The organism is Psychrobacter sp. L7, from assembly GCF_002810365.1.
GTDB classification, from domain to species: domain Bacteria; phylum Pseudomonadota; class Gammaproteobacteria; order Pseudomonadales; family Moraxellaceae; genus Psychrobacter; species Psychrobacter celer.
Map to the genome: position 1 here is coordinate 242,620 of NZ_NEXR01000003.1, position 20,433 is coordinate 263,052.

The 20,433-nt window shown below is 48.2% G+C and carries 17 protein-coding genes; 9 read left to right on the forward strand and 8 right to left on the reverse strand.

Annotation, left to right across the window (positions count from 1 at the left end; genetic code table 11):
* Positions 1-27: 27 nt before the first annotated feature.
* The 3 genes from CAP50_RS04745 to CAP50_RS04755 are packed head-to-tail and all read left to right on the forward strand — an operon-like array spanning position 28 to position 3,602.
* Positions 28-1,041, forward strand: coding sequence for a TAXI family TRAP transporter solute-binding subunit (locus tag CAP50_RS04745; RefSeq protein WP_100749208.1), 1,014 nt, complete (start codon positions 28-30; stop codon positions 1,039-1,041).
* Positions 1,022-1,546 carry a DUF1850 domain-containing protein gene (locus CAP50_RS04750; RefSeq protein ID WP_100749209.1) on the forward strand — a complete coding sequence of 175 codons (525 nt, stop codon included), beginning with the start codon at positions 1,022-1,024 and terminating at the stop codon, positions 1,544-1,546. The genes CAP50_RS04745 and CAP50_RS04750 overlap by 20 nt, the downstream gene beginning before the upstream one ends.
* Positions 1,518-3,602, forward strand: a complete 2,085-nt coding sequence (locus tag CAP50_RS04755) for a TRAP transporter permease (RefSeq protein WP_198411593.1) — start codon at positions 1,518-1,520, stop codon at positions 3,600-3,602. The genes CAP50_RS04750 and CAP50_RS04755 overlap by 29 nt, the downstream gene beginning before the upstream one ends.
* Before the next feature lie 128 nt (positions 3,603-3,730).
* Here the strand turns inward: CAP50_RS04755 and lipA are convergent, their stop codons facing one another.
* Both lipA and CAP50_RS04765 read right to left on the reverse strand, forming a co-directional pair.
* Positions 3,731-4,774: a lipoyl synthase gene (gene lipA / locus CAP50_RS04760; RefSeq protein ID WP_100749210.1), complete on the reverse strand. Its 1,044-nt coding sequence runs from the start codon at positions 4,772-4,774 to the stop codon at positions 3,731-3,733.
* 148 nt (positions 4,775-4,922) lie between these two features.
* Entirely contained in the window at positions 4,923-5,318 is a 396-nt protein-coding gene (locus CAP50_RS04765) for a carboxymuconolactone decarboxylase family protein (protein WP_100749211.1), read from the reverse strand.
* A 438-nt stretch (positions 5,319-5,756) separates the two neighbouring features.
* Between CAP50_RS04765 and acnB the strand changes: the two genes are divergently transcribed.
* The 3 genes from acnB (at position 5,757) to CAP50_RS04780 (ending at position 9,603) form a co-directional block, all read left to right on the forward strand.
* Positions 5,757-8,360 (forward strand): bifunctional aconitate hydratase 2/2-methylisocitrate dehydratase, encoded by a 2,604-nt coding sequence (acnB, locus tag CAP50_RS04770; protein ID WP_075101058.1) that lies wholly within the window; start codon positions 5,757-5,759, stop codon positions 8,358-8,360.
* A 185-nt stretch (positions 8,361-8,545) separates the two neighbouring features.
* A complete protein-coding gene (locus CAP50_RS04775; RefSeq protein ID WP_241900648.1) occupies positions 8,546-8,986 on the forward strand; it encodes a DUF805 domain-containing protein in 441 nt (146 codons plus the stop codon).
* A 170-nt stretch (positions 8,987-9,156) separates the two neighbouring features.
* Positions 9,157-9,603, forward strand: coding sequence for a PACE efflux transporter (locus tag CAP50_RS04780; RefSeq protein ID WP_172953061.1), 447 nt, complete (start codon positions 9,157-9,159; stop codon positions 9,601-9,603).
* A 97-nt stretch (positions 9,604-9,700) separates the two neighbouring features.
* On the opposite strand, the gene CAP50_RS04785 is transcribed toward CAP50_RS04780, so the two are convergent.
* On the reverse strand, positions 9,701-10,498 hold the full coding sequence (locus CAP50_RS04785; protein WP_100749212.1) for an enoyl-CoA hydratase/isomerase family protein: 798 nt from the start codon (positions 10,496-10,498) through the stop codon (positions 9,701-9,703).
* Positions 10,499-10,895: 397 nt separating this feature from the next.
* On the opposite strand from CAP50_RS04785, the gene CAP50_RS04790 reads away from it, so the two are divergent.
* Positions 10,896-11,708, forward strand: a complete 813-nt coding sequence (locus tag CAP50_RS04790; protein WP_100749213.1) for an alpha/beta fold hydrolase — start codon at positions 10,896-10,898, stop codon at positions 11,706-11,708.
* A 138-nt stretch (positions 11,709-11,846) separates the two neighbouring features.
* Here CAP50_RS04790 and CAP50_RS04795 read toward each other — a convergent pair whose 3' ends face one another.
* From CAP50_RS04795 to CAP50_RS04810, 4 genes are all read right to left on the reverse strand, one after another.
* Positions 11,847-12,923, reverse strand: coding sequence for an HpcH/HpaI aldolase/citrate lyase family protein (locus CAP50_RS04795; RefSeq protein WP_100749214.1), 1,077 nt, complete (start codon positions 12,921-12,923; stop codon positions 11,847-11,849).
* Between the two features lie 372 nt (positions 12,924-13,295).
* Positions 13,296-14,483, reverse strand: coding sequence for a cysteine protease StiP domain-containing protein (locus CAP50_RS04800; RefSeq protein ID WP_100749215.1), 1,188 nt, complete (start codon positions 14,481-14,483; stop codon positions 13,296-13,298).
* Positions 14,484-14,536: 53 nt separating this feature from the next.
* Positions 14,537-15,355 carry a hypothetical protein gene (locus CAP50_RS04805; protein WP_100749216.1) on the reverse strand — a complete coding sequence of 273 codons (819 nt, stop codon included), beginning with the start codon at positions 15,353-15,355 and terminating at the stop codon, positions 14,537-14,539.
* Entirely contained in the window at positions 15,352-16,599 is a 1,248-nt protein-coding gene (locus tag CAP50_RS04810; RefSeq protein ID WP_100749217.1) for a phosphoribosyltransferase domain-containing protein, read from the reverse strand. The genes CAP50_RS04805 and CAP50_RS04810 overlap by 4 nt, the downstream gene beginning before the upstream one ends.
* An 835-nt stretch (positions 16,600-17,434) precedes the next feature.
* Between CAP50_RS04810 and CAP50_RS12670 the strand changes: the two genes are divergently transcribed.
* A complete protein-coding gene (locus CAP50_RS12670) occupies positions 17,435-18,163 on the forward strand; it encodes a hypothetical protein (RefSeq protein WP_172953062.1) in 729 nt (242 codons plus the stop codon).
* 131 nt (positions 18,164-18,294) lie between these two features.
* The gene (locus tag CAP50_RS04815; protein WP_172953063.1) at positions 18,295-19,041 is read left to right on the forward strand and encodes an MHYT domain-containing protein; all 747 of its coding nucleotides are present in this window, start codon (positions 18,295-18,297) and stop codon (positions 19,039-19,041) included.
* Between the two features lie 183 nt (positions 19,042-19,224).
* Here CAP50_RS04815 and CAP50_RS04820 read toward each other — a convergent pair whose 3' ends face one another.
* Positions 19,225-20,349 carry an ATP-grasp domain-containing protein gene (locus CAP50_RS04820; RefSeq protein WP_100749219.1) on the reverse strand — a complete coding sequence of 375 codons (1,125 nt, stop codon included), beginning with the start codon at positions 20,347-20,349 and terminating at the stop codon, positions 19,225-19,227.
* Between the last annotated feature and the right edge of the window lie 84 nt (positions 20,350-20,433).

The following is a 20,433-nucleotide window of genomic DNA, read 5'->3' on the forward strand; positions in this document are numbered from 1 at the left end:
GTATAAAACATTTCAAGGATGAATGCCATGCTCAACTCTTCAAAATCTCCTTTGCTTTTATCAGCGATGTTAAGTGCTGTTTTAGGCCTAACCGCGTGCTCTTCTCCAAGCTCAGAAAACACAGACAATGCAGCGGCAGAAAGTAGTGCCACTGCAGACGATAAGCTGGACACAAAGTTTGTCACCATCGCCACAGGCGGCGCATCTGGCCCTTATAATATTATTGGTACAGCACTGTCTGAGGTTTATGCCAAAACCTTTGGGGTCAACTCAAAGACGCAGACCACAGGCGCATCAGTTGAAAACGTCAATTTATTAACCCAAGGCAAGGTAGATATGGTATTGGCGTTGAGCGATGTCGTCACCGATGCCGTCGACGGCAAAAACAACTTTGAGCAGCCAATTGACAATATTCAGCAGATCGCTGTGTTATACCCCAATGTCGTGCAAATCGTGACGTCGCAACAGTCAGGCATCAAAAACATCGAGGATTTGCGTGGTAAGCGTATCGCGGTAGGCGATCAAGGTTCAGGCACAGAGGTAAATGCGCGCACCCTATTAGAAGGCTTTGGTATTACTTATGATGATATCACCGTCGACTATTTAGGCTTCGCTGAAGCGGCTGATGGTATGAAGGCTGGCAAAATCGAAGCGGCGTTCTTTAGTAGTGGTCTACCAAACTCGTCATTGATGGAGCTAGAGCAGGGCTTAGATTTGCAGCTGGTTACTATCGATCAAGACAAGTTGAATGAGATCATCACCACCAAACCGTACTTTAAAACCTTTGAGATACCAGCGGGTACTTACGGCAACGATGCCGCGATACCGACGGCCGCGATTATGAATGCGTTGTTGGTGCGTTCGGATTTATCTGAAGACGATGGTTATAAGCTGACTAAGGCTTTGTTTGATAATTTGGACGGCCTAAAAACCGCGCATCAAGCAGCCAATGATATCAGCTTAGAGTCTGCCAACACTGGTATGGTAGCCCCCATCCATCCTGGCGCAAAAAAGTACTACGATGAGCAAGCAGCCAAGTAAACGTCTATGGTTATTAACTAGCGCGGCACTGATGGCTGCGCTAGTTTTTTTTGTGCTATGGGCCAGCGTATCCCAGCAGCCCGTTGTCGAAGTGCAAGTCGATGGCACCACCTGTTATTTTACTGAGCCAAACTTTGGGCTGCGCTGGATCCATTCTGTAGAAAAACAGTGGTGGGAGGAGCAGTATCAGCGTACAGACGACGGTCTGCTGTTGACCACTACCTATTTTGAAGCGTTTGGCGCAGGTACGCCGTCGACTGAAGCGCTGGCACCCATACAAAAACCTGGCTATTTGGGTTATCAAATCAACGAAAAACTGCCTAGCCTTAATTGGGTAGTGTCTAGATTGACCAAGGGTGAGCTAAATTATGTCGACCATCGGCTTTTGATTCATGAATGGGCGCCAGATTATTCTGAAGTAACGATTACGCCCAAGACATACCATTTAATTGACAGATTACAAAAGGACTTTTGTCATGAACTCGCAAGTGACGGATCACGATAATGTGACCACGATGTCAGCCAATCATGCTGATCTGCCCATCCATGCCAACACCCATGCTGCTACCAATGTAGATGCCGAGCTTGACGCGCAAGCTCATAATCAGGCCATATTAGAAAAGTATGATCGAGAGTCGATCACCCGTCACATCACTCAAGGTCCAGTTAAGTATTTTATCGCTGGGATTTGCATTTTATATTCTATCTTTCACTTGTATATCACCTTCAATCCAATGCCAGCACTATTGCAGCGCTCTGTACACGTCGGCGTTGGCTTTGCCCTGATATTTCTGATATTTCCAGCCAGTAAAAAAAGTAGCCGCCAGCACGTCGCTTGGTATGACTGGATTTGGTTCTTGCTATCATTGTCTGGCATGGCTTATCTGATATACGAGTATCAAGATATCGTGACCTCACGTGGTGGTATGGCCAATCCGGTCGATGTGATATTTTCTATTATTACCGTCATTTGTGTGTTAGAGGGCAGTCGCCGTATCACCGGTTGGATTTTGCCGATATTGGCATCGATATTTTTGGCTTATCCATTTGTCAGCCATCTAGATTTTATGCCTGATCGATTGCTCACGCGTCCTTATGATATGGGCGATATCTTTGGTCAGTTGTTTTTAAAAACGGAAGGCCTGTATTCTGTCGCGATTGGCGCGTCGGTGACATTTATCTTTTTGTTCATTTTATTTGGCGCGTTTTTGGCGCGCTCTGGTATGGGTCAGCTGTTTAATGATTTGGCATTGGCTATTGCTGGGGATAAAAAAGGCGGCCCTGCCAAGGTCGCGGTCATCTCAAGTGGCTTTATGGGTAGTATCAATGGCTCAGCATTATCGAACGTTGTCAGCACCGGCGCGTTTACCATCCCATTGATGAAAAAAGTCGGTTATCACAAAGACTTTTCGGGAGCAGTAGAAGCCAGCGCGTCAGTTGGTGGGCAGATATTGCCACCGATTATGGGAGCCAGTGCCTTTATCATGGCGGAGACCACAGGGCTACCTTATAGCACCATTGCTTTAGCTGCATTATTGCCGGCAGTGCTCTACTATCTGGGCGTTATTGCTCAAGTGCACTTTCGTGCGGGTCGCCGCGACCTAAAAGGCATCGCCAAAGAAAACCTGCCCGCCGTCAAAGAAGTATTAAAAGCGCGCGGTCATATGCTCCTACCGATTGTGTTTTTGATTTATTTATTGATTGAAAACGTACCCGTCGGCTATGCCGCGGCCTATACCATTGGCTTCACGGTTGCCATTAGTATGCTACGCAAAGAGACCAGAATGGGGTTTTCGGACATTTTGGGTGCACTAGAAGATGGTGCTCGCCAGTCGCTGGCGGTGATGGCCGCGTGTGCGGTCGTCGGGGTGATCATTGGCGTTGTCAGCTTAACCAGCTTTGGGACGGTGATGACATCATCCATCGTGACATTGGGCGCAGGGTCGTTATTCTTAACCCTAATATTGACCATGCTTGCCTCTATGGTACTCGGCATGGGGCTACCGTCTATTCCTGCGTATATCATTACCGCAACGATGGCAGCGCCTGCACTAGCAGGTTTTGATATTCCTATTTTATCAGCGCATATGTTTGTGTTTTATTTTGGTATTTTTGCCAATATTACGCCGCCTGTCTGTCTGGCAGCCTTTGCTGGTGCGGGTATATCTGGTGGTGATCCGATGAAGACAGGGTTTTTGTCGTTGAAGCTGGCATTGGCCGGATTTATCGTGCCGTTTATGTTTATTTATAGTCCGACGATGCTGATGATAGATCCCACGGGTCTGGCAGTCACGGCAAAAGATTTCCCGCTGCCGCCGATTCTGGACATAGTGACAGTGGTATTGACATCGGTAACAGGGGTTATTGCTTTAGGGGCGGCGCTAGAGGGCTATTTTAGGGGTGCTATGAGTCCACTCACGCGTGGCATATTGGCCATCGGCGCGTTACTACTGATTTATCCTGAACTGACCACAGGGTTTATAGGTGGGATTATCGTGCTGATTATCGCTGTTTGGAACATAAAAACAGCCAAAAAGCCCACACCGACCTTAACGGTTTAAAGCGTTAGGTATCTATATTAAGAGATTGATTCATTTGTAAAATAAAAAAGGGTGAGTAACAAAATCTGTTACTCACCCTTTTTCTATTAAACTCACAGGTCAATGGTTGCTCAAAACTGATTCAAGCATTAACAACCAAGTTTACCCTCAGCCTCGAGTGCTTTTTTGCTACGGATGGGCGCAGGGCAGTCTTCACCGTAGTATTGACGATCGGCAAAGTAGCTGGAGCGTACCATTGGGCCTGCCCAAATGCTAAAGAAGCCAATCTTTTTGCCATAATCCATATAGCGCTGAAACTCGTCTGGATGCACGTAGCGATCAACAGGCGCATGATCCTTACTGGGCTGCAGATACTGACCGATGGTAATCATGTCGACATCATGGGCCTTGAGATCATCGAGCAGTGCATAGATCTCTTCTTCTGTCTCACCAAGACCGACCATAAAGCCGCACTTGGTGGCGATATCAGGACGACGCGCTTTGTACAGTTTAAGCAAGTCGAGCGAATGTTGATAATCAGAGCCAGGACGGAAGGCTTTATATAGACGCGGCACAGTTTCGATATTATGGTTAAAGACATCTGGCGGGGTCTCCGTCAATAAGTCTAACGCAATCTCCATACGACCACGGAAATCTGGCACCAATATCTCGATCAAGCAGTTTGGGCTTAGCGCGCGAGATTCGTTCAATACTTCTACAAAATGCCCAGCGCCGCCGTCCTTTAGATCATCGCGATCGACAGAGGTGATCACCGCATATTTAAGACCCAAGCCTTGAATGGTCTCAGCAGTGTGGCGCGGCTCGTCTTTGTCAAGCGCATTCGGACGACCATGACCCACATCACAGAACGGACAGCGACGGGTACAGATATCGCCCATAATCATAAAGGTCGCGGTACCATCGGCAAAGCACTGCGGCAGGTTGGGGCAGGCAGCTTCTTCACAGACGGTATAGAGCTTTTGTTCGCGCAGTGTGGCTTTGATGCGTGCGACTTCCGCAGGGGAAGACATCTTGACCCGAATCCAATCAGGCTTTTTTTTGGCCTCGACCGTTGGGATGACCTTAATGGGAATACGGGCAACTTTATCATAGCCACGTAGCTTTTCGCCTTGCACTGCTTTTTTGGGTTTGGCCTTGGCAGCAGGGACATAGGTTTGTACGGCAGTCGTCATAATAGAGTTATCTCTTAACCCTTTATAGTATAAGGGTTTATGGAATGATCAGAATGTTTTATGAGTGTCGGTATTATAGCAGGGATTTGACAGTCTGTTTTTGTACAATATCGTTAAGAGTACTATGAAATGTCTTATCACCATAGTTTTAAATATCTATATCAATGTCCAGCTCATTTAAGATTTCTATGGCAGCGCGAAACGCTTCTTGAGTGGCAGGCGCGCCGCAGTAGGGCAAACTGTGCATCAGTACCTCTCGAATCTCGGCAACGCTCGCCCCGTTGTTGATGGCACCGCGAATATGGCCCTTCAGCTCGGTCGGGCTTTTTTGTGCGACCAAAAAGGCGATGGTGATTAAGGAGCGGTATTTGCGCGGTAATACCGAGTCATCCTGCCACGTACTGCCCCAAGCATGCTCGATGATCCAGTCTTGTAGCGGCTGGGTAAAGCCAGTGGCGTTATCTAATGAGCGTTTGACATGTGCTTCGCCCATCACTTCAGTGCGTACTTGTAGGCCGTTTTCATAAGTGGTGTTGTCTGCCATATTGTGGTCGTCCCTGTTGTTTATTGTATGTGGTGTGGATACTTTAACTTGCTATCTCTGAGATTTTTCGCCGTGTTTTGTATCTAGGTGTATGCGCAGTTTTTTCAAGTCTGTGTTGCTCTATAAGCGGCCATCTGTATTTTTAAAAGCGCGGTTGTTATGTCATTTATGTTGATTATACGGGCAAAAAATGACCTCTAAGACAGCCGGTCATCTTTAGACGGATAAGGAAATAATCAGTCCTCTGATTGATGGTACTATTTTTATAATAAATGTCCAATATGGCCTTATTCTGAGCCTTTTAAAGCCATAGCCATTAACATTTAGAGCGTTTTAAGCTATGATTGCACGGATAATTATTTCATCTAGTACACAGACGCAGGCGGTCATGCTGACTCCCACGTATTGTGCTAACCCCAACTGACGAGGACGACTATTGTGTTAGAAGCTTATCGTAAACATGTCGAAGAACGTGCCGAGCTAGGAACTGTACCGCTACCACTGAATGAAAAGCAAGTAGCAGAATTGGTTGAACTATTAAAAAACCCACCAGCAGGCGAAGATGAGTTTTTGATGAACCTGCTAGAAAACCGTATTCCTGCTGGCGTTGACCAAGCTGCTTACGTTAAAGCTGCATTTTTGGCTGCTATCTTAAAGGGCGAAACCTCATCTCCACTTATCAGTAAGAAAAAAGCGGTCGAAATCCTAGGTACCATGCAAGGTGGCTACAACGTACAGCCATTGGTTGCCGCGCTTGATGATGAAGAGGTTGCTCAAGAAGCAGCTGATGCACTAAAGAAAACCTTGCTGGTATTTGACGCGTTCAATGACGTGACTGAAAAAGCCGAAGCGGGTAACGACATCGCAAAAGAAGTGATTCAGTCTTGGGCTGACGCTGAGTGGTTTTTGAACCGCCCAGAAGTACCAAAAAAATCGACTTATACGACGTTTAAAGTCACAGGCGAGACCAACACTGACGATCTATCTCCTGCGCAAGACGCGTGGAGCCGTCCTGATATTCCACTGCATTCACTAGCCATGCACAAAAACTCTCGCGACGGCATCACTGCTGACGAAGAAGGCGTGGTCGGTCCAATGAAGCAGATCGAAGCGCTCAAAGAAAAAGGCCATCCGCTCGCTTATGTTGGTGACGTTGTCGGTACCGGCTCTAGCCGTAAGTCTGCGACCAACTCAGTACTATGGCTGATGGGTGAAGACATCCCGAACGTGCCAAACAAGCGCGGCGGCGGTCTGGTACTTGGTAATAACATCGCTCCTATCTTCTTTAACACCATGGAAGACTCTGGCGCCTTGCCAATCGAAAAAGTGGCGGTTGATAAGCTAAACATGGGCGATGTGTTTGACATCTATCCACATGATGGCAAAATCACCAAGCATGACTCAGACGAGATCATCTCAGAGTTCAAACTAAACTCGCCAACCTTGCTCGACGAAGTGCGCGCTGGTGGCCGTATTCCATTGATCGTTGGTCGTGGTTTGACTAACCGTGCGCGTGAGTACATGGGTCTGGGTCATTCAGACGTATTTGCGAAACCAGAAGAGCCAGCCGATACCGGTAAAGGCTTTACCCTTGCACAAAAAATGGTCGGTAAAGCGTGTGGCCTAGAAGGCGTACGCCCAGGTATGTACTGTGAGCCAAAAATGACTACCGTTGGCTCTCAGGATACCACAGGTCCAATGACCCGTGATGAGCTAAAAGACTTGGCATGTTTGGGCTTCCAAGCAGACCTTGTCATGCAGTCATTCTGTCATACGGCCGCTTATCCAAAGCCAGTTGACGTTGAGACTCAGCACACACTACCTGACTTTATCATGAACCGCGGCGGCGTTAGCTTACGTCCAGGTGATGGTATCATTCACAGCTGGTTGAACCGTATGCTCCTTCCAGATACCGTTGGTACTGGTGGTGACTCGCATACTCGTTTCCCAATGGGCATCTCGTTCCCAGCCGGTTCTGGTTTGGTAGCCTTCGCAGCCGCGACTGGTGTGATGCCGCTAGATATGCCTGAGTCTGTTCGTGTGCGTTTCGTCGGTGAGCGTCAGCCTGGTATCACCCTACGTGACCTCGTCCATGCCATCCCTTATCAAGCCATCAAAGAAGGTTACTTGACGGTTGATAAAAAAGGCAAAATCAACGAGTTTAACGGTCGTATCCTTGAGATCGAAGGTCTAGAAGACTTGACCGCTGAGCAAGCGTTTGAGCTATCTGATGCCTCCGCTGAGCGTAGTGCTGCTGGTTGTACCATCACGCTATCTGAAGAGTCGGTAACTGAGTATCTAAACTCAAACATCACCCTACTTAAGTGGATGATCTCTGAAGGCTATGGCGATGCGCGTACGATCAGCCGCCGTATCGAGCAGATGCAAGACTGGCTTGCCAACCCAAGCCTCATGCGTGCTGACGACGATGCAGAATACGCCATCGATATGACCATCGATATGAGCGAGATCAAAGAGCCAATCCTTTGCTGCCCGAATGATCCAGACGATGCAAAAACGCTAGCTGACGTGGCTGGCGACACCATTGACGAAGTATTTATCGGTTCGTGCATGACCAACATCGGTCACTTCCGCGCGGCAGGTAAATTGCTACAAGACGTACCAGCAGGTAGCCTGAAGACGCGTCTATGGATCGCACCACCAACTAAGATGGATGCACGCCAGTTGATGGAAGAAGGTTACTACAACGTCTACGCACAAGCCGGCGCTCGTACTGAGATGCCAGGCTGCTCACTATGTATGGGTAACCAAGCACGTATCGCACCGAAATCTACTGCGGTATCGACGTCGACTCGTAACTTCCCGAACCGTCTCGGTCAAGGCGCCAACGTTTATCTGGCGTCAGCTGAGCTTGCAGCAGTGGCCGCGGTACTGGGTAAACTGCCTACCAACGACGAGTATCAGCAGTATGCTGGCATGCTAAACAGCATGGGCGATGAAGTCTATCAATACATGAACTTCGATCGTATGGAAGAGTACACTGAAGAAGCGGATAAGATTAACGTTGCTCAGTTGACCTAGTTTTCCATTCGAAAGCTTCTTAATTTTTTGAAAACAAGCCCCGTATCGTGATGATGCGGGGTTTTTTTATGAAAATAAAATACTTTGAATAGTTTGCAAACTTTTTTTTGGAGTTTATACTTTAGTGAACTGGTCAAACTTTTGGTTGGCGACTTAACCCTTACAGATACATGAAGACAAACCCTATGGAAAATAAAAATATGCTCGATAAAGTAACGCCACCACCCTTGCCAGATGCTGCGGTGAACAATCATAGTGCCGAAGCAAACTATGGCATACTCGATTGGTTTAAAAAATGTCTTAGAAACTATAGCAACTTCTCTGGTCGTGCCCGACGTAAAGAATATTGGTATTTTGTGTTGGTGCAAATGGGTTTACTGTTTATAGCGATGATGTTAGATAGCATGATATTTGATGCAGAAACAGGGCTGTTTTATATCGTAGTGGTACTTGGCTTGTTTTTACCAAGCTTGGCGGTGACGGTGCGCAGGCTGCATGATACCAGTCGCTCAGGATGGTGGTTTTTCATCTCTATTTTACCTTTGATAGGCTCTATCATCCTACTGGTATTTTTGGCGAGTGATACCAAGCCTGAAACCAATCAGTGGGGTCCACCCGCCAAATAAGCGCTTCTGACCAAATGGTCGATAAGGGCAGCTGCTGATTTCTCTCACTATCTTCTGTATAATATAAGGGCAGGCGGAAACCGTGGCTCTGCGCTTTTTTCTCTTTTCTATCTCGGGACGGACCGATACTTTGATTATGCACTTATCATTCAGGTGCTTTGGAGTCTTGGTTGATTACTTTATCCCCACTCAAACGTCGCCTAGTCTATGTGACTGTCTTTGAAATCATTGCGATTATCTCGTCCACCTATATATTGATGATGCTCAGTGGTAGTGATGCTGCAGAGTCGTTACCAGTGGCGGTGATGGTGTCATTAGCAGCGGTGATTTGGAATTTTTTATACAATACCGTATTTGAAGCATGGGAGCGCCGCCGGCAAGTGGCAGCGCGTACACTGCTGATTCGTAGCGTTCATGCTATTGGGTTTGAAGGCGGGCTGGTCTTGATTTGCTTGCCACTTTATATGCTTTGGTACGATGTAGGTTTGGTGGCAGCCTTTATGATGGAGGCGGCGTTATTGTTGTATTTCTTGGTATATACTTTTATATTTACCTTGGTATTTGACAAGATATTTACTTTGCCAAATTACTATAAGCCAGCTGCTACCTCTTCATAAAAGCCTATGTTATCTCATGTCATCCAAAAAAGGCTGCCTGATGGCAGCCTTTTTGATGATAGTACATTTCGAGTGTTATCAGAGTCTTCCTAGCGGGTTAGCGACCGGTATAAACTGGTTTGCGCTTTTCGATAAAGGCGCTGACTCCTTCGATGAAGTCATCGGTTTTGGCCAGCATGGCTTGCTGCTGTACTTCCATATCGAGTGCTTCATTTAGCCCTGCGTAGGCGTGGGTGTTTAGCATATGTTTCATGCTGGATAATGCCTGAGCTGGCAGGACGCTTAGACGAGAAGCAAGTTTTGCTACCGCATCATCTAATTCAGCAGGCGCCACAACTTGATTGACCAAGTTTAGCTCAGCCATGTCTGGCGCGCTGATTTTGTCGCCCAGCATCACAAGCTCGGTGGTCTTTGCCGGGCCTACCAGCTGGTTTAGTAAATATACACCGCCTGCATCAGGGACGAGGCCGATGTGGACGAATGCTTGCACGAATTTGGCGTTGTCGGCGGTGATACGAAAGTCACAGGTGAGTGCTAGGTTCATGCCTGCACCGGCCACTGCACCTTCTAATTTAGCAATAATCGGCTTATGAATATGGCGTAGCTTTAAGCTGACTTCGCCTGCGCCTTCGACCATGCCCTTTAGTTTATTGGACATCACCTCTTTGTCGATGCCTTCAGACAGCATCTCTTTGATATCACCGCCGCTAGAAAAATTACCGCCAGCGCCTTGTAGGACAATCACTCGAACGTCGTCATCAGCATCGGCTTGCTCAAGGGCGGTCAATACGCTTTTTTTTAGTGGTGTGCTAAAGGCATTGAGACTCTTTGGGTCATTTAGGGTGATGGTGGCGATATGGTTTTCGCTTTGATACTCAACAAGAGAGGATGACATTGGATTTCCTTATATGAATGGTCTTATGACGTTGGCTAATCGTATCGCTAGATGAATCAGAAGATAAATCAGACACATGGCTAGCAAGCTCAAGCTGCTCAATGAAACGCTTTTTTCTGGCGCGCTATGCCTACGCCGCTTGATGCGACAAAAAACAACTTATCATCTCGCGGTATCATGTATAGCGATTGACGATATTGGCTTGTAGCGTCCGCCTTTGTAGATGGCGGCGGCGTGGATCAGCGGCTTTGATTACTTACTATAGCAGCTTGTTCTGATTATAAAAGCAAGTTTTGTGGGCGCTAAAGACACGGCTATATAAAGGTCAAATATGCTAAACTGTCAATACCCAAAATAAGTCACCAACCTCTCTTATTTATCAGACAAGGAAGTGGTTATGCCAACGATCCATATCAATAACACAGACATTTATTACGAAGACAGCGCGCCAAATGATAAGCAAAAACCAGTCATGGTGTTTGCTCATGGCTTGTTATGGAATACCCAGATGTATGACAAGCAAGTGGCATACTTCCAAGAGCACTATCGCTGTATTGCTTATGATTTTCGTGGTCAAGGCCAATCGCAGATCACCAAGTCAGGCTACGATATGGACACGCTGACAGAGGACACATTAGCCTTGCTGGCGGCGCTACATATCGAAAAGTGTCACTTTGTCGGGCTATCAATGGGTGGGTTTGTGGCTCAGCGTATCGCCATCAAAGCCCCAGAGCGTTTATTATCACTTATCTTACTGGAGACGTCAGCCGATCCAGAAGACCCAAAAAACGTGCCGCAGTATCGTAAGCTGGTTAAAGCCATACGCTGGATGGGCATCAAGCGCGTCAGTAATAAAGTGATGCCGATTATGTTTGGCAGTAGTTTTTTGGCAGACAAGTCGCGCAAGTCTGAGCGTAAAGAGTGGCTCACGATGCTACAAGGCAATCGTAAGGGCGGCGTCATCAAGGCGACGATGGGGGTGATTGAGCGCTCAGGTACTTACGATCAGCTAGGTGCGATTACCACGCCGACCTTGATCGTCGTCGGGGATGAGGATGCGGCAACGCCGTATGAAAAGGCCGAGCGTATGCATTTTGCTATCAAAGGCTCAAAGCTTGCGATTGTCAAAGGTGCAGGCCATACCGCCACTGTGGAAGAGCCTGAGCAGGTCAATCGCATCATTGGCCAGTTTTTAGAGTGCTGCGTCTAATATTGCCTTAGCGTTTGCATTGGTACAACACCCAAAAAGCCGCTATCACAGCTGTGGTAGCGGCTTTTTTGATTGATATGTGCGTATCATTTATCTTGATTTTATCAGTGTGTTTACCATAAGGACACGCCCCAATCTCTAGAGGCGAGCGCGATACTCGCTACTGCTATCATCTATCGCGCCAAACACCTCAGCGCGGTTGACGATCTCTGTCGCCCAAGCACGATGCGTGGCAGGCTCGAGCATGGTGTTATTGTACTTAAATACCGCTTTGGCCTCGCTATGCAGTATCGCTTGTGCTTCATCTAAGGTGCTAAGAGAGACGCAGTACGCCTGCTGCACCAACGCAATTTGGCTTGGGTGTATGACGGTCTTGCCGACTAAACCCAAGCTGACATCGCGAGTCAGCTCTTGCATAAACAGCGTTGGCTGATCTAGATACTCAAAGACGGGCGCTGTCAGATAAAACCCGTGCGGTACAAAGCAGCCGAGTAGCTGATAGGCCAGTGTGCCAATAGGGGTGTCATAGACGATGCTGTTTTTTGGGCGACGTAAGCGCAGCGCGGCAAATAAGTCATTGCCGCCGATACGTAGGGCAAAGACTGGCTGATTAAAGGCTTCTTTAAAGCCGATGGCCAGCTCTTGGTTGTGCCGCGGATTAAAGAGCGCTGCGGTCTCGAGCGTCGGCATCAACAGCTGGGTACTGCTAATATTTTGACAAGCCAGTCGCCAGTTGGACAAGCTATACATATCCACTTTTGGCAATACAAAACCATCGACAAGGTCGATATGAGCGTAGTCTGCGAGCTGTTGTAGCATCGCTGGGCTGCGCGGACGCACAAAGACCAAGGGACGTGTCGGTAGCTGGGCGGGCGGCTGGGATTCTAGCGCCGCTGGTTTGCAGGGTTGATTGATTGTATCGACATGCTCAGCCCACGTGTTTAGTAAGTCTTGTAAGCGCTCGAGTGCCAGCTCGACATCGCTATGACCGACAGCGTCCTCTAGACAAATGATAATACTATTAATCGTCGGTAGCTTGTCGCGTTTGATGACCTGCCAGATGTCTTGGCGCGTGGCCGGCATATACAGGCTAGCACCGAGCTGATAAGGGTGATGCGTATGCGGTCTCACCATGGCATGGCGCTCGGTGATGAGGTGGGCATAAGATTGAGTGTGCGCGTATAGGTTTGATTGGTTTTTGGGTATATCGGACATAATGGGTATCGTAGTTGTGATGAATGAAAGGGTAAAACGTTATCATCGTTTCACTCAAAAAAAACAATACAGGACGGCTGGTCTATGTTTTTACTTCTCACACGATAGGCTGAGTAAGCAAAAACATAGACCAGCGCGGCGATGTTATTAGGATAGCGCTTTTTTAAGCTGGCTTTAGCGCGTGTCTGCAATGGAACTATGAGGTTAAAAATGAGATATATTTTTGTCCAGTTAGGGTCAGCTCAAAGCTCATATCAGTATATTAGCTAAGAATGAGACACCTTTTGGCATAAATATAGCCATTTTTAACCCGTAAATCATGAAAGTTGTCATTGAAGACACGCCCTAGTATAAGCGATATGACTATGTATATTAACAGTCGTCTTTGCTGCGTTGTTTGATAAGGGTGATGGCGTGATAGGGTAGTATTTTATCACCTAATACACTGATATGGATATCTCGCTCGTGACATAAATGTCGTAATAGTAGCGTATCGGGATGATCGGCGCAGGCCAGTAAGATACGCTCAGGGTCTCGGCGTAGTATCGCTCTGGTAGCCTCGGCAATGGTTGGCTTGATGCGATTGCGGTTGGTGATGTGATAGTCGGTGGCAATGCTATCGATTAAACCTGCGGTCCGATAGCGTGGCTGCTGATACATCGGCAAGCACTGCATGGGGCGCTGGAGGGTTTGCCGCGCACGATCGATTTGCTCGATAAAGGCGAGGCTGTGATCGATTGCACGCAGCTCCTCATAAAACACGCTGCGGTGTAGTCCTGACTGCGGCTCGGTATACAAACTGCGAGAAATCAGTCCCGACACAGTACTGTTTAATAGTCCCGATGGAATCAGCCAGTCCTCATTGCTTGCTGCCAGCCACGCCACCCCTGCAGGATCGGCCAACGTCAGTAGAGGGACGACGCTTGCGCCTTGATGAAAAATATTGGCAAAGTGCGGCTGATTGGGTTGATTAAAAGGCCGCAAGCTACGCTCAAGCTCTTGATAAATCGCGCCTTTGCCCGTCCAGCCATCGACAAAGACAATCGGGCTGCTTGGATGCGCGTCCAGTATCATCTGCAGCGCGACAGGGTCAAGCCCGCGATCTCGGATGATGCTGATACCATAATGTACACTAGGCAAAGCGTAGCTGCTATCGCTATCTGACCTGTCACCATCTGATAGGGCACGCTGCAATAACACACCGATGGGCAAACCTGCCCGCACTAAGCTGACCAGTACCAGCGGCTGCTCATTATCCACTGTTTGCCCAAAGATATCGTGCAATGTATAAGCCAAATTAGCGATATCGCTTGCCGTTCTATCTGCACCCTGCGCTAGTGCTTGCTGATACAGCTGCTCATGCATGGCGGTCGGTGCCTGCTCTAGTGTCAGCATATCAGAGTAATGACGCTGGCCACTTTGGATCAGCGCTTCTTTTTGGCTGACAGGGACATCGGCGACTGCTTGTTTGTCGACGATGTCGAGTAGTACGGTGACATCAGAGGGCAGGTAGCTGCCTGAGCCGTATTGTGCGAATGTTTGCATATTAGGATGGGTCATAAAGATAGTTACTTATATAAGCGATTGTCATTATTCACGATATCTACAGGCCGTTAGCGGCTAATATTGTCATGCATCTGACCGTGATTTGGCATGCCATACCAGTCCAGCAGCTGCAAAAATGGCAAATCGGCCAAGCTGTCCCCAAAGCCAAAGCTAGGACGCTGAGCATCTAGGTGCTGCGCTAATAAAAACTGCACGGCATGACGCTTATGCACCGCATGCGGTAGGATGGCCAAATTATTGGCATTTACATGGACATAAAAGTCTGTCTCAAAGCCGCGTATGAGCGTTGGCAGTTTTTCTGCCAGCGCTGCCAACGCCTGATGGTCTTTTTGGCCATGCTTGATCGCCAGATAAATTGTCAAGTCCTGATGAGCGCTGCCACGCCCAAAGCGGTCGCGATGCGCGGTAAACACTAAATGGCTACTGGCACTCTGCGCATGCTTGGTAAATACCGCGCTTAGCTGCGCCAGCTTGTCTTGCAGAGGCAACAGTGCGTCATACATATGCTGCTGCCATGCGCCTAGTGGCTCGCCATTAGAGCTTAAAATAACCGCGCCGTGGGTGAGTATTTGCCAGCTATCAAACGGCAGTTTTACCCGTTTGATTTCATGACGATCGCGGGCTGTGACCACTATCAGCTCAGTGCTGGCAAGTAACCAATTAAAAAACGCCGCTTGCCGTTGACTCATAAAACTCAGCGGCTCGCCTTGTTTGTTGACGGAGGCGCAGACCAAGTGTTCAGGTGCAGCGGTAGGCAGCTGCCATGCATCAATTTTGCGCTGAGTTTGAAATAGCGTATCGTCTAGATCCATAAGGGCGTAGGGTTTGACGATATGAGGGCTGGGTTGAAAAAACATCGTGCTCATATTTTACCACCTACTATCAGTACATTGTCTAAATCCTGCCACATCTCATCGACGCTATCAGCCGCAGTTTCCACACACAGTACAATCAAGTCCCACGCCTTTGGCTCGACGTTATATACAAAGTTGGTCATGCCAAGACCATAATGATCACGAAAGCTTAGCATCGTACCGATCGCGCCGCCAAGAGCAATCGGCGAGCGTGTCAGCGCGCCAAATTTGACGGCAGCTTGCGTTTGGCTTTCTAGCCACTCTGCCAACAAAAACGGCAACCAAACAAACTCATTACTGCCTAATACCAATATGCGCGCAGGCCACTGAGGCTGGCTGGGTGATATCTGCTCGCGAAAGCGTGTAAATACCGTTTGGAAGTGCGCCAAATAACGATCAAACCCCTTTGTACTATCGAGCGTTGGGAAGCGCCCCCAATTGCCAGTGTCACCTAACGGCTGGCTACCAGCTTCGGTGGTATCGACGGCTGGCATCGTGATCGGCTCAGGATTGGGGGCATCTGTCCAAGTCCATGCGCCAGACAATAAGTGATGACGATAAAAATCAATATCAGGCAGGCGGCTAGATATAGTGTCTGCGGTATCCGTGGTTTCTTGCTGTTGATTGAGTGACCAATCAACCAGCGTGGTCAGATGTACTTGTGCTAGCTGACTAAGACCAGCGTGACGTAGGGCGGTGACGACATTGACGCAGGTGTTGCCTGTCGAGGCCTCGTCATCGACCATAATAAGCGTCTTACTCGCAAGTAATTGCGCTTGCGTCGCTTGATCTGCACTTTGGTAAATCAAGTGCTGGCTGGCGTGACTGTGATCTTCGCTAAAAGTCGTCAGCAGGCAGGCGCTGTCGTTAGGTGCGGCGTCAGCGCTATGCTGGGCGTGACGGGTGGAGTTGAGCAGTAGCGCGTTGGGGTAGCGGGTTTGCAGCGCTTGATGCACGCCTGCTGATAGACCCACCGCCGTCTCCGCCATACCAATCACCAAAATAGGCTCGGGCAAATGGCTGGGAATCAACGCGGCCAAATCAGTAAAAGCGGTACGCATGGTGCTGGGAGCGACAGGAATATGGCGACCTAAGACTTTTGAGACAAACAAAAATGCGCGCTTAGGATTGATGCGCTGAGCAAAGCCCAATAAATCATTTAATTGATACGCTGCATGGCCGTTATGGCTATTGGTCTGATACGTGAGATCAAGGGTACCGCGAGGTAGCTCGATGGTGGTACGCTGCTTTGGCATTCATTTTCCTTTTAGAGTTATTCAAATATGCTTAGGTTTATACTTGGTTTTTATACTGAAATTTTACACGGAGGCCTTACATTGGCACACTTTATGTCATGTGCGACTGGCACTCATTTTGCGCGGCATCAGCGCGTGTAAATTTATATAAGTGCTTTATTTTCGATTGATTGTAGGTTAACCATAGGCGCATGATAACTGAAATCAGCGGTCGCCGTTTAGGTTTTGTAGACATCTATGATGATAGTCGGGCGCTGTCATTTTTGGCTATTTTTTGACCGTTTTTTAACCAAAAAGCGAGTTCTTTATTGATCATGTTTCAGTTGTAATATTCACATATTTATTCGTCTTAGTCTTAGCGATTAATAAAGAAACCGCCGCCTATAATGGTAGCCACGATACGATAAAGGTGATAATGCCTGACCTGCGCCACGTATCCAATGATAACAAATCCTCACCAAAGCCATGGCATTCAAGCCTTATGGCGATTTTTAAACAATAAGCCCACCCTCCGCGTGAGCGTTTAGCCACCTATCGGATAATCTTGCCATTTATCGGTCAATGCCGGCTATCTGCTTGCGAGGCAATATGTATTCATTGATAATGCAGCCAAAATTACTTCTGTAAAGTAACCAGATAGTAATGAGATTTTGAGCAGCTAATATATAAAAAACCATGTGTTCGCTGGCAATACTGCTATTGCTGATTGATACGTTAAAAAAGTCGCAAAACAGTTGTATGTCTGGCGATATTTTGGTGACCTAATCAGCGCTGCAGTTTACCAAAATAACTCAGCACGAAAAAGTTTGGCTGTATTGTTAAAAAGGAGTGAGCGTTGAGATTCTCTTGTGCACTAGAAACCGCCTCGGAACGCATCCGTTTGGTCAATGTGATTTCACCATTGATCAAAGCTGGCTATCAGCTTGTCTCACAAAGACAAGAGCCGTCAAGCAATGGCGGCAACATCATACAGGTGGTGGCTAAAAGCCAAGTCGCGAAGACGCAAGCGGATTTGATCGCTGACTTGTCTGCCATCGACGGGTGTACGCTGTTTAAGCTGGAAATTGAGGAAGACGAGGCGGCGGTGCCGGTTGTAGCTCCGATACCATCGGCACCTACTGCGCCCACAATAGACGAAAAAAGCGTACTGGCCGTTATCGGTGCGCGGTATCCAGACATAGCCGAGGTGGTCACTCAGTACAAAGCCAGTCTGCCGGCCGAAAGACGCGTCAGTGCCATGCATGAGCTGGGCCGCAAGGTTGGCGGCGGTATCTATCAGCGTGACTATGCGCTTGGTAGTCCGCTCAAGATGTCTGCTGCCATCAGCCGCGAGTTGGTGCCTGCACTCAAAGTGTTTTCTAAAATTAAGGCCCGTGACCATGCCATTACTTTGGTGAAATGTCCGTTTTGTCAGTCATCCGAGCATCAGCATTCAGGCTGCCACTTTGTGGTGGGGTATATAGAAGGCTTTTTGGCAAGCAACCCTGCGGTGGGCAGAGTGCGCGCAGAAGAAACCAGCTGCGGTGCGGGCAGTACCCATGTTTGCGAGTTTACTATCTGGTAAAAGTCACTCATGGGTCAAATAACACCTATGACAAAAAAGTAATGAGCGTCTCAAGTACGGCGACTCATACACATCTTAAGTGGCTTAAATGGCTTGGGCTCACTGTTTATAAAAATGTAAAGGGCGAAGAAATGATAGAAGTTGAATATAACCTAATGTTGGTGCTTGTCTCGTATGCCATCGCTGTGTTTGGCTCGTATGTTGGTCTAAACTTGGCCATCCGAGTTCCGTCTGCTAAGCCTGGCAATGACTTGTACTTTTGGGTAGCACTGTCTTCGCTCGCCATCGGTGGTGCGATTTGGTCGATGCACTATATCGGTATGATGGCCGTGGATATGAAGATGCCAGTGACCTATGATTTGGGTTTGACGATTGTGTCGATGCTGCTGGCGGTACTGTTTGTGGCGGTTGGTGTGGTCATCGTTGGCCGCGGTGTACCAAGTGTGGCAAAACTGCTCGGCGGCGGGATATTGACAGGTCTTGGCGTGGCCGCCATGCACTATACCGGTATGGCATCCATGCAGATGGAAGCAACCATGTCCTATAATACCCCGCTTTTGCTCACCTCGATAGCGATTGCCATTGCCGCATCGATCGCTGCGCTATGGTTGGCCTTTAATCTGCGCGGCAATCTACAACGTTTTGGCAGTGCCTTTATCATGGGTATTGCGGTGTGCGGGATGCACTACACAGGTATGGCCGCGATGGAGATGCAAATGGCTCATACGGGTGAGGTGATGTCTATGGCGCATAGCAGCTCAGACGCTTTTATGTCATCGATGCTTATCTTTATCGGCTCGGCCATCGTCCTAAGCTTGCTGTGGGTCATTGCCTCTAAAAATGCGCCGCAAAAGGCAGCACTGGTATTTGGTGAGTGATATCTCATACTGCAGCCCGATGAGATTAGGGCGTGTCGTCAGCTCAATCAATTCAATTGAAGGCATGCTTTAAGCAAAAAGGTTTTTAGAGTACGCTCTAAAAACTTTTTTTGATGCAGACCCTTATTTTAAAGCAATTATCTTTAAAATAAGGGTCTGCATCAAGGGTAATAAACAGCAGTTTTATTTAATTTTGACACTGGTCATCAAAGAGCGCACCTGACAGGGAGTGATTTGCTCAATGACGTCAGCCAGTTTGGGCTTGTCGCTCAGGCCCAGCCAATAACCAAAGCCAATTTGGGTCAAGTCGACAGCGCTGTGCGCCGTATAGCCGATACCACCTGAGGGGCGGCTGTTAATCTCAAGGACACGGTGCTGACCGTCGCTATCAGCCTTGGTTTGGACGCTAACGATACCGTCGCAGCCAAAGGCACTAATCAATGGAATCACCACTGCCATCACCTCCTGATCGTAGCCGACATGCTGGATTTTTCCTGTCTTATGGCGTGTAACGGCCGCCAGCACCTCACCGTATTCACACACCACATCGATAGAGTATTCTTGGCCTGATAGATAGGGCATCAGTAACATAGGGATAGGGTGCTCATGCACCATCTGGCTATGGCTATATGCGTGCAAAAACTGCTCGGTGCTAATTTTTTTCTCTTCAGTAAAGTACAGATGCTCAAAGCTGTCATAAAGGTCAGCTGCTGCCTTTCCAGTATCAAGCCGCCAAAACCCTTGGGCAAAAATACCTGTGACCGGCTTAACACACAGCGGCTGATCGCCGTATTTATCCAGCAATGCTTCAAGCTCGGCTAGGGTATCAAACCGCCACGCCTCGGCCACAGGAATGTCATGCGCCTGACAGTGCTGCATAAAGGCAAACTTATCATCAATAGACGCTAGGGCATCGACACTGGTGGCCCCTGTCAGTAGGCGGATGCCAGCCGCCGCAAACGCGTCGCGCTTTACTTCGTAGTCTATGCTGTTGCGCCCAGTCAAAAGGACTTTGACCTGCTGCTGCTGGGCTTGTTCGAGCACAAATTGCCAGCGCGGCACATCAAAAGGAGGTATTTGCTTAGGAACATCACTTGCAGACGTTAAAGGCTCACGATACACCGTATCGGCCAGCGCAAAGATCTCAGGCCTATCATGGCGATGTGAAGCAATGATATGCAGTGGTGCACTCGTTTTGGTTTTTAGAGCTTGCAGGCTAGCGAGCATATCGCGCTGGCTGGATTGACCTTCAGCCAACCAGACGGCTAGGGGCGCTGAGTGATGAGTAGCGTTTACAGGGTTGTTCATGAGTCTCTCAGATGCTAAGGGTTAGGGGGATAATATCGTGATTCGATCGTCACTGTTTCTCAAGCACTTTATTTATCAGAGCTT

Excerpts from the sequence above, each read along its gene's own strand:
- CAP50_RS04765 (WP_100749211.1), bottom strand. The coding sequence starts at position 5,318 with ATGGCAGACAACACCACTTATGAAAACGGCCTACAAGTACGCACTGAA.
- CAP50_RS04775 (WP_241900648.1), top strand. The coding sequence starts at position 8,546 with ATGGAAAATAAAAATATGCTCGATAAAGTAACGCCACCACCCTTGCCA.
- CAP50_RS04745 (WP_100749208.1), top strand. The coding sequence starts at position 28 with ATGCTCAACTCTTCAAAATCTCCTTTGCTTTTATCAGCGATGTTAAGT.
- CAP50_RS04805 (WP_100749216.1), bottom strand. The coding sequence starts at position 15,355 with ATGAGCACGATGTTTTTTCAACCCAGCCCTCATATCGTCAAACCCTAC.
- CAP50_RS04750 (WP_100749209.1), top strand. The coding sequence starts at position 1,022 with ATGAGCAAGCAGCCAAGTAAACGTCTATGGTTATTAACTAGCGCGGCA.
- CAP50_RS04800 (WP_100749215.1), bottom strand. The coding sequence starts at position 14,483 with ATGACCCATCCTAATATGCAAACATTCGCACAATACGGCTCAGGCAGC.
- lipA (WP_100749210.1), bottom strand. The coding sequence starts at position 4,774 with ATGACGACTGCCGTACAAACCTATGTCCCTGCTGCCAAGGCCAAACCC.
- CAP50_RS04790 (WP_100749213.1), top strand. The coding sequence starts at position 10,896 with ATGCCAACGATCCATATCAATAACACAGACATTTATTACGAAGACAGC.
- CAP50_RS04820 (WP_100749219.1), bottom strand. The coding sequence starts at position 20,349 with ATGAACAACCCTGTAAACGCTACTCATCACTCAGCGCCCCTAGCCGTC.
- CAP50_RS04795 (WP_100749214.1), bottom strand. The coding sequence starts at position 12,923 with ATGTCCGATATACCCAAAAACCAATCAAACCTATACGCGCACACTCAA.
- CAP50_RS04785 (WP_100749212.1), bottom strand. The coding sequence starts at position 10,498 with ATGTCATCCTCTCTTGTTGAGTATCAAAGCGAAAACCATATCGCCACC.
- CAP50_RS04755 (WP_198411593.1), top strand. The coding sequence starts at position 1,518 with ATGAACTCGCAAGTGACGGATCACGATAATGTGACCACGATGTCAGCC.
- CAP50_RS04815 (WP_172953063.1), top strand. The coding sequence starts at position 18,295 with ATGATAGAAGTTGAATATAACCTAATGTTGGTGCTTGTCTCGTATGCC.
- CAP50_RS04810 (WP_100749217.1), bottom strand. The coding sequence starts at position 16,599 with ATGCCAAAGCAGCGTACCACCATCGAGCTACCTCGCGGTACCCTTGAT.